Source organism: Gorillibacterium terrae, from assembly GCF_051594785.1.
GTDB lineage: Bacteria > Bacillota > Bacilli > Paenibacillales > NBRC-103111 > Gorillibacterium.
In genome coordinates, this window is sequence record NZ_JBPPGI010000006.1 from 354,316 (window position 1) to 361,438 (window position 7,123).

The 7,123-nt window shown below is 57.5% G+C and carries 5 protein-coding genes, 8 tRNA genes and 1 rRNA gene; 1 reads left to right on the top strand and 13 read right to left on the bottom strand.

The window, feature by feature from the left end:
• Positions 1 to 63 precede the first annotated feature (63 nt).
• The 4 genes from ACSEXS_RS20110 to ACSEXS_RS20125 form a co-directional block, all read right to left on the bottom strand.
• Positions 64 to 1,188 carry an ABC transporter ATP-binding protein gene (locus ACSEXS_RS20110; protein WP_438435039.1) on the bottom strand — a complete coding sequence of 375 codons (1,125 nt, stop codon included), beginning with the start codon at positions 1,186 to 1,188 and terminating at the stop codon, positions 64 to 66.
• 101 nt (positions 1,189 to 1,289) lie between these two features.
• Complete coding sequence (locus ACSEXS_RS20115) at positions 1,290 to 2,384, bottom strand: PucR family transcriptional regulator (protein ID WP_438435040.1); 1,095 nt, start codon at positions 2,382 to 2,384, stop codon at positions 1,290 to 1,292.
• Positions 2,385 to 2,480: 96 nt separating this feature from the next.
• On the bottom strand, positions 2,481 to 3,416 hold the full coding sequence (locus ACSEXS_RS20120; RefSeq protein WP_438435041.1) for an MraY family glycosyltransferase: 936 nt from the start codon (positions 3,414 to 3,416) through the stop codon (positions 2,481 to 2,483).
• A gap of 72 nt (positions 3,417 to 3,488) precedes the next feature.
• On the bottom strand, positions 3,489 to 4,142 hold the full coding sequence (locus tag ACSEXS_RS20125; protein WP_438435042.1) for a TetR/AcrR family transcriptional regulator: 654 nt from the start codon (positions 4,140 to 4,142) through the stop codon (positions 3,489 to 3,491).
• 152 nt (positions 4,143 to 4,294) lie between these two features.
• Between ACSEXS_RS20125 and ACSEXS_RS20130 the strand changes: the two genes are divergently transcribed.
• Positions 4,295 to 5,998 (top strand): MFS transporter, encoded by a 1,704-nt coding sequence (locus tag ACSEXS_RS20130; RefSeq protein WP_438435043.1) that lies wholly within the window; start codon positions 4,295 to 4,297, stop codon positions 5,996 to 5,998.
• 76 nt (positions 5,999 to 6,074) lie between these two features.
• Here ACSEXS_RS20130 and ACSEXS_RS20135 read toward each other — a convergent pair.
• From ACSEXS_RS20135 to ACSEXS_RS20175, 9 genes are all read right to left on the bottom strand, one after another.
• Positions 6,075 to 6,147, bottom strand: a tRNA-Lys gene (locus tag ACSEXS_RS20135).
• Between the two features lie 9 nt (positions 6,148 to 6,156).
• Positions 6,157 to 6,242: transfer RNA gene (locus ACSEXS_RS20140), tRNA-Tyr, on the bottom strand.
• Between the two features lie 6 nt (positions 6,243 to 6,248).
• A tRNA-Phe gene (locus ACSEXS_RS20145) sits at positions 6,249 to 6,324 on the bottom strand.
• Between the two features lie 73 nt (positions 6,325 to 6,397).
• Positions 6,398 to 6,474 (bottom strand) — tRNA-Asp (locus tag ACSEXS_RS20150).
• A gap of 25 nt (positions 6,475 to 6,499) precedes the next feature.
• Positions 6,500 to 6,575, bottom strand: a tRNA-Thr gene (locus tag ACSEXS_RS20155).
• 3 nt (positions 6,576 to 6,578) lie between these two features.
• Positions 6,579 to 6,654 (bottom strand) — tRNA-Val (locus ACSEXS_RS20160).
• A 59-nt stretch (positions 6,655 to 6,713) separates the two neighbouring features.
• Positions 6,714 to 6,790: transfer RNA gene (locus ACSEXS_RS20165), tRNA-Met, on the bottom strand.
• Positions 6,791 to 6,821: 31 nt separating this feature from the next.
• Positions 6,822 to 6,910 (bottom strand) — tRNA-Ser (locus ACSEXS_RS20170).
• 105 nt (positions 6,911 to 7,015) lie between these two features.
• A 23S ribosomal RNA gene (locus tag ACSEXS_RS20175) occupies positions 7,016 to 7,123 on the bottom strand; the annotation flags it as partial.

The window sequence follows — 7,123 nt, forward strand, 5'->3', positions numbered from 1 at the left end:
AAGTCCTCCTTAGTAAAAAAGGGCCAGCCGGCTTGGCTGACCCTTGGGATCGAATGATGGAGATTATTGTTCAACCAGGATGGAGTTCGTCGTATCCTTGTCAAAGAAATGCACTTTGTTCATGTCGATGGCCAAGCGGACGTTGTTGCCTTCCTTCGCTTGGGAACGGGCGTCGACGCGGGCGATAACCGATCCGGTACCGATTCCGTTCAGGTAGAGGTACATTTCGTGACCGAGGTTTTCCGAAACTTCCACGTGAGCGTTCACGATGGAATTCGGGGAACCTTCCAGGAAGATCGGCTCGTCGTGCAGTTCTTCGGGACGAACGCCGAGGATGACTTCCTTGTTGATGTAGCCCTTCGACTTGAGAAGCTGGGCGCGGCCTGCGGGAACTTCAAGGTTGACACCTTCCGACTTGAACCGGAGGCTGCCTCCTTCTTCAACGAGCTTGCCGTTCAAGAAGTTCATCGCGGGGGAACCGATGAAGCCGGCTACGAACATGTTAACCGGATGGTTGTAGATTTCTTCCGGCGTAGCGGCCTGCTGGATGATGCCTTTATCCATAACGACGATTCGCTGACCCATGGTCAAGGCTTCCGTCTGGTCATGCGTTACATAGATAAACGTGGTGCCGAGGCGCTTGTGCAGCTTGGTGATTTCGGCGCGCATCTGTACGCGCAGCTTGGCGTCCAAGTTGGAGAGCGGTTCGTCCATCAGGAACACTTGCGGTTCGCGGACGATCGCGCGGCCCAGGGCAACACGTTGGCGTTGACCGCCGGACAGAGCCTTCGGCTTGCGGTCGAGCAGATGCTCGATGTCGAGGGTCTTGGCTGCGGAACGAACGCGGGCGTCGATGTCGGCCTTCTTGAATTTACGCAGCTTCAGGCCGAATGCCATGTTCTGATATACGTTCATGTGCGGGTACAGCGCGTAGGATTGGAATACCATCGCAATATCGCGGTCTTTCGGAGCGACGTCGTTGACCAGACGGTCACCGATGTACAGTTCGCCTTCCGAGATTTCTTCGAGGCCCGCGATCATGCGGAGCGTGGTGGATTTGCCGCAACCGGAAGCGCCAACCAGAACGAGGAATTCCTTGTCTTTGATATCCAGGTGAAAGTCTTTAACCGTCGCTTCATCGTTACCGGGGTACTTCTTTACAATATGGTTCAAGCGAACGCCAGCCATGCTATATTCCTCCCGAATGAATAAATTGTGCTCTTTCTTGAGTACATGTTCATGATAACCCAGTCCGGGCCAAAACACTATGCACAATCCTCACAAAATTCCTACGGCCTTTTCGTAACTTTATACAATAACACCGCGATCCTCACCAGCACGGCATCGTTGAACGTTCGGACATCGAGCCCCGTCTCCTGCTTGAACTTATCCAGGCGGTACAGCAGCGTATTGCGGTGGATATACAGCTTTTTGGCCGTCTCGCTGACGTTGCATTCCTGGGCGAAAAAGCTCTCCAGCGTCGTCAGCAGCTCGCCGTCGAGCGACGGATCGCTGCGCCCCAGCACCTGGCTCACAAACCGCAGCTTCTCGTTTTCCGGGATCGCATATAACAGCTTCTCCGTCTGCAGCTTCCAGGGGAGGTGGATGTTCGTGCCGACGTGGAACGCCTTGCCGAGCAGGATCGTCTCGCGGAGCTGCACGGCCACGGATAAGAGCGACTTCGCCGGGGTCATCGGGTAATCGATGCTGAGGTGGCACTCGCCCAGCCATTCGCTCGACAGCATCTCGAACATGCCTTCGGCCAGATCGCTTAGCGCATCCTCTACCCGCTCGCCGCCTTCCTCGTCGCCGAGGCTTTCTGCAAGCAGGGCTTCCGGCGCCAGGATCAGCCATTCCTTGTCCATCAGCGGGATCAGGTGAATCTCCGTATCGAAGAACGACTCCAAGAGCTTCTTGAACTCGCGGTACGGCGGCTGCCGCCGGGCTTCCGAGAATTCTCCGGTGAGCAACAGCGGAATTCGCGACTTGTGAAACCCGAGCTGCGAAGCCAGCGGCTCCGGCATCTCCGCCGCGCCTGGACCGCTTTCGAGCTGATGAAGGAACCAGTCGCGCACCAGCAGAGCACGCCGCTCCTCGTCCGCCGCCGGATTTGCCGCCTTGCTCCGGACGCCGGAGCGGCCGGCTTCCACCGTCAGCTCGATCAGCGCCCGCTCCCGTTCGGACAGCCCGTCCGCTGCCACGGCGAGCAAAAGCGTCCCCTCCCCCGATTCCTCCAGCGGAAAGACCAGCTCGTCCCCGGCCGCGTCTCCCCCTTCCTCCGCGGAAATCGCATCCTCCGGCGCTTCGCCGCGCCCTTGTGTGCGCAGGGTAACCGCCGTACCCAGCTTCTGCTTCAGTTGTGCCGCCAGCTTCTCCCAGTCCATACGCGCTCCCCGATCTTGGTCGTTTCTCTCATGATACCCCATCGTCCGGGCAAAAAGAAACCCCGCAGGCGGCCAAAGTTCGCTTGCGGGGTGGGATTAGAGCAGCAGCAGGATCAGGGCGAGAAGCGTGAAGGTGATCTCGATCAGATAGAGAAACGCCACGGTCTGGGTCTGGCTGAGCCCCCAGCGCATCAGAACGTGGTGGGTATGCAGATTGTCCGCCCGGTGCAGGCCGGTGCCGCGGACGAGCCTGCGCAGGAACACTTGAACCGTGTCGAGAATCGGCACGCCGAGCGCGAGAACTGGCACCAACAGGGAGATCACGGTTGCGCTCTTGAAGGAGCCGTTGACCGCGAGCACGGCAATCGTGTAGCCGAGAAAAACGGCCCCGGAGTCTCCCATGAAGATCCGGGCCGGATAAAAGTTGTAAGCCAGAAACCCCGCGCAGACGCCGAACAGAATGGCGGCGAGCACCGCCGATTCCGGCTGATTCTGCCAGAGCGCGGCGAAGAACAGCGCAGCCGAGGCGATCGTCAGAATCCCGGAAGCCAGGCCGTCGACGCCGTCGATGAAGTTGATCATGTTCGGCAGCGCGAACATCCAGAGGATCGTTCCGGCCCAGGCCACCGCCCGGGGGAACACGATCATGCCGTGCAGTCCGCGAATGGCGGAGATTTCGATGCCGAAGAACAGCGGAACGGCGGCGGCCGCCAAATAAATCAGAAGCCGCGGCCAGACGGGGAATTCCTTGCCCTTCGTCTTGAATGAATCATCGATGAGACCGATGGCCGCAAGGGCCGTTCCGCCGAGCAGGATCGTCTTCGTCTGGGCCGTCCACCCCGCATACAGCAGGATCGGAATGACGATGCCGGCATATATCGCAACGCCGCCCAGGAGCGGGACGGGACGCGCGTGAATTTTTCGCTTGCCGGGTTGGTCGACAAACCCCGTTCTCAAGGCATAGCGGCGAATAAACGGAATCAGCAGCAGCACAAGCAGCATCCCGGTCAACAAGGGAATTACATAAGGCATGGTCATTCCCTCCGTTTGGCGTAGGGTGGATCACCGATTCATGCCTTGTTAGCCTTCCCCGGCCCCGGCTCCTTATCCGCGCCCGCTTTCGCCTTCGGCCTCGTCCGTTGTCATTCCCAACAGGTAGCTGGCCACCATATCTACCAGCCCTTGCTTGATCCGCTCCACAGGGATGGATACCTCGGAAAACACCAACGCATCCACCACATGGTCGATGGCCGCAAACACCACAAACGCGGCGGCCTCCAAATCCTTGACGACCATGGTATCCTTCCATAACGTCAGATAGCGCAAAGTAAGGGTCCGGTTGCGGTCGTACTGTTCATCCATCAACTGCTTGACCGCCGGTTCGGAATGATACAGCACCATCATTTCGTTGTGAAAATTTTTGTACACCTGGTGGGAGTTGATCAAGCTGTCCACCAGCTTCGGCAGCACCGATTTTTTATCCTCGATGGTCAAGTCGATCTCGCGCATCTCCTGATCTATCCGTTCCGTGAATTCCCGGTTATAGAGGAGCACCGCGTCAAGAAAAACCGCTCGCTTGTCCGCAAAGTAGGAGTAAAAGCTTCCCGTGGAAACACCCGCTTCCGCGGCGATTTCCTTGGTATTCGTTCCGTGGTATCCCTTTTCGGTAAAGAGCCGGATCGCGGCCTTCAGGATGGCCGTCTTTGTTTTCACGCTCCGCTCTTGCCGAGGTGTGCGGACTTTGTCCTTGGACTCCATGCCTTCCGTCCCCTTTCTATTCGCATTCTAAAAGACATCCGCCGGCTTCGCAAGCGTCAGCGGACGAATCTTAAATTGTCATTGACAAATGTGAACCTCGGTTCATATAATCTAACATGAACTTTAGTTCACATTCAGAAAGAAGGTTGTCTATGAAGTGGAACCGAACCACCATCCTGGCGTTTAGCGCGATCGTCCTCGGGTTTTTTATGGCGCTGCTCGATTCGACGATCGTCAACATCGCCCTCCCCGAAATGACCCGATCCTTTTCCGGAAGCGTGGGTCAAATTTCGTGGGTGGTCAATGGCTACAATCTGGCTTTTGCCGTCTCCATCCTGACGGCTGCCCGACTGGCCGACCAATTCGGCCGAAAACGGGTATTCCTGATCGGGCTCGGCCTCTTTACCCTGGCCTCGCTCTTCGCCGGCCTCTCGACCAGCATCGAGACGCTGATCATCTGCAGGATTGTTCAGGGGCTAGCCGGAGCCATCATCGTCCCGGTAACCGTACCGCTCGCCACCTCCGCCTTCCCCAAGGAGATGCACGGCATGGTCATCGGCCTCTGGGGAGCGATCTCCGGTCTGGCGGCAGCAAGCGGACCGGTGCTGGGAGGCATTCTGACGGACCGGCTTAGCTGGCCGTGGATTTTCTACGTCAATGTGCCGCTCGGGGTATTAAGTATCATTCTAACCTTCCGGTTTATCGGGGAATCGTTCGACCCCACCACGGACAAACGCATCGACTGGGCCGGCACGGCCTGCATCAGCGCCGCCATGTTCTGCTTCACGTATGCGCTCATCAAGATCCCGGATTACGGGTGGAGTTCCGGGACCAGCCTCCTGCTGTTCGGCGCCGCCGCCGTCGGCCTCGTCTGCTTCTTCCTGGCGGAATCCTTCGGCAAGCATCCGATACTTCCCCTCTCCCTTCTCAAGATCAAGGTGTTCGACGGAGCCGCGGCCACCATGATCGTGGCGGGAGCGGCCATCATGAGCATCGCTTTCCTCTTCTCGTTCTTCCTGACCCGTGTCCGCGGCATGAGCGAGCTGCACGCCGGCTTGACGATCTCCGCCATGTCGCTCGCTTCGATGCTGGGCTCGGTCCTCGCCGGTCCTATGGCCGCCAAGTATGGCAGCCGTTGGTTTGCGGCGGTCGGGATGACCTGCATGGTCGCTTCCCTCTACACCTTCACCAGCCTGACCGCCGAGTCCACCCTGTTCGCGATCATCATTCGCTTGGCGCTGGCCGGGATCGGTCTTGGCCTGACTTTGTCCCCGGTAATCTCATCCTCCATTCGCAACGTTCCCGAAGAAAAGGTGGGCATCGGCTCCGGAGTCATCAACATGTCGCGCGCCATCGGCAACGTGCTTGGAGTAGCCATTCTGGTGACGATGCTGCATTCCTATCTGACCGCCGAGATGAAGCATGCTCAAACCGACAGCGTTACAAGCGTGGAGGCCGTAACGGAGTTGAACCCGACGCTTAAGCAAGCCTTGGTGAAACAGCTTCAAGCCGTGTCTTCCGATGCCTCCCGTGACAGCTCCTCCATGACCGCCATGGACCCGAACTCGCTCAGTGCCCAGTTGGATGAGCAGGCGGCCCTTCAGGAAAAGGCTCTGCCCCAGGAGCAGCAAGAAGCCTTTCGAACCGCTTTCGCCGAGCAAAAAAAGGTTGTCTTGAAGCTGGTCCCGAAGCTTACGCACCGTTATCACCAAGCGGTGGAGACGGCCTTCCATCGCACCTTCGGCTTTTCCTGCCTCTTGCTCCTGGTCGGCATCCCGCTGGCGCTCGGCAGCGACGTGCGCCGCCCCCGCGGATCGGGACACCCCCGTTCTCTTGCCGCCTCAGGCGACAAATAGCGCCAACATGCGCGAAAAAGGGACGTTCCTACCGGATTCATCCGGAGAACGTCCCTTTGGTTATGCTGTATACGTATGAGCCATGTAGGACTCGAACCTACGACACCCTGATTAAAAGTCAGGTGCTCTACCAACTGAGCTAATGGCTCATGGTAAAATGGTGGAGGCTGATGGATTCGAACCACCGAACTCGTCAGAGAACAGATTTACAGTCTGCTGCGTTTGGCCACTTCGCTAAGCCTCCACAATATGGTGGCTCGGGACGGAATCGAACCGCCGACACGAGGATTTTCAGTCCTCTGCTCTACCGACTGAGCTACCGAGCCATGCAAGGACATGCGGGCAAAAAAAATTTTGCGTCAAAGGCGCAAATTCTATGGAAACCATTTGGTTGTAAAATGGCGGAGCCGACGGGATTCGAACCCGCGTTCTCCTGCGTGACAGGCAGGCATGTTAGGCCTCTACACCACGGCTCCGCGTTGAACAAGGTGTTTCCAAAGATGGTGCCGACGAAGGGACTCGAACCCCCGACCTGCGGTTTACGATACCGCTGCTCTACCAACTGAGCTACGTCGGCATATGGTGGAGGCTGAGGGGATCGAACCCCCGACCCTCTGCTTGTAAGGCAGATGCTCTCCCAGCTGAGCTAAGCCTCCATATTCGACAAAGACATTTGTTATCGTATCATATCAGAAGCAGGTTGACAAGCTTTTTTTGGTAGCGGCGAAGGGAATCGAACCCCCGACCTTTCGGGTATGAACCGAACGCTCTAGCCAGCTGAGCTACACCGCCACGAATAAACCGCTTATCAATTTGAAGGGAATGGCGGAGAGGGAGGGATTCGAACCCTCGCGGCTGTTACACCCTAACGCTTTAGCAAAGCGCCCCCTTCGGCCACTTGGGTACCTCTCCAACAGGTTTTGCAGAACAAAACCCTGCTCATTTCAAGGAATGATTATTCCCTGAAAACCGGATGCGAAGTCAAACGCGGTGGAACATGTGTTACCGGTGTGTCTATTGGATAAGCCCTCGACCGATTAGTATCCGTCAGCTGCATGCGTTGCCGCACTTCCACCTCGGACCTATCAACCTGGTCGTCTTCCAGGGGTCTTACGAATTGGGAAA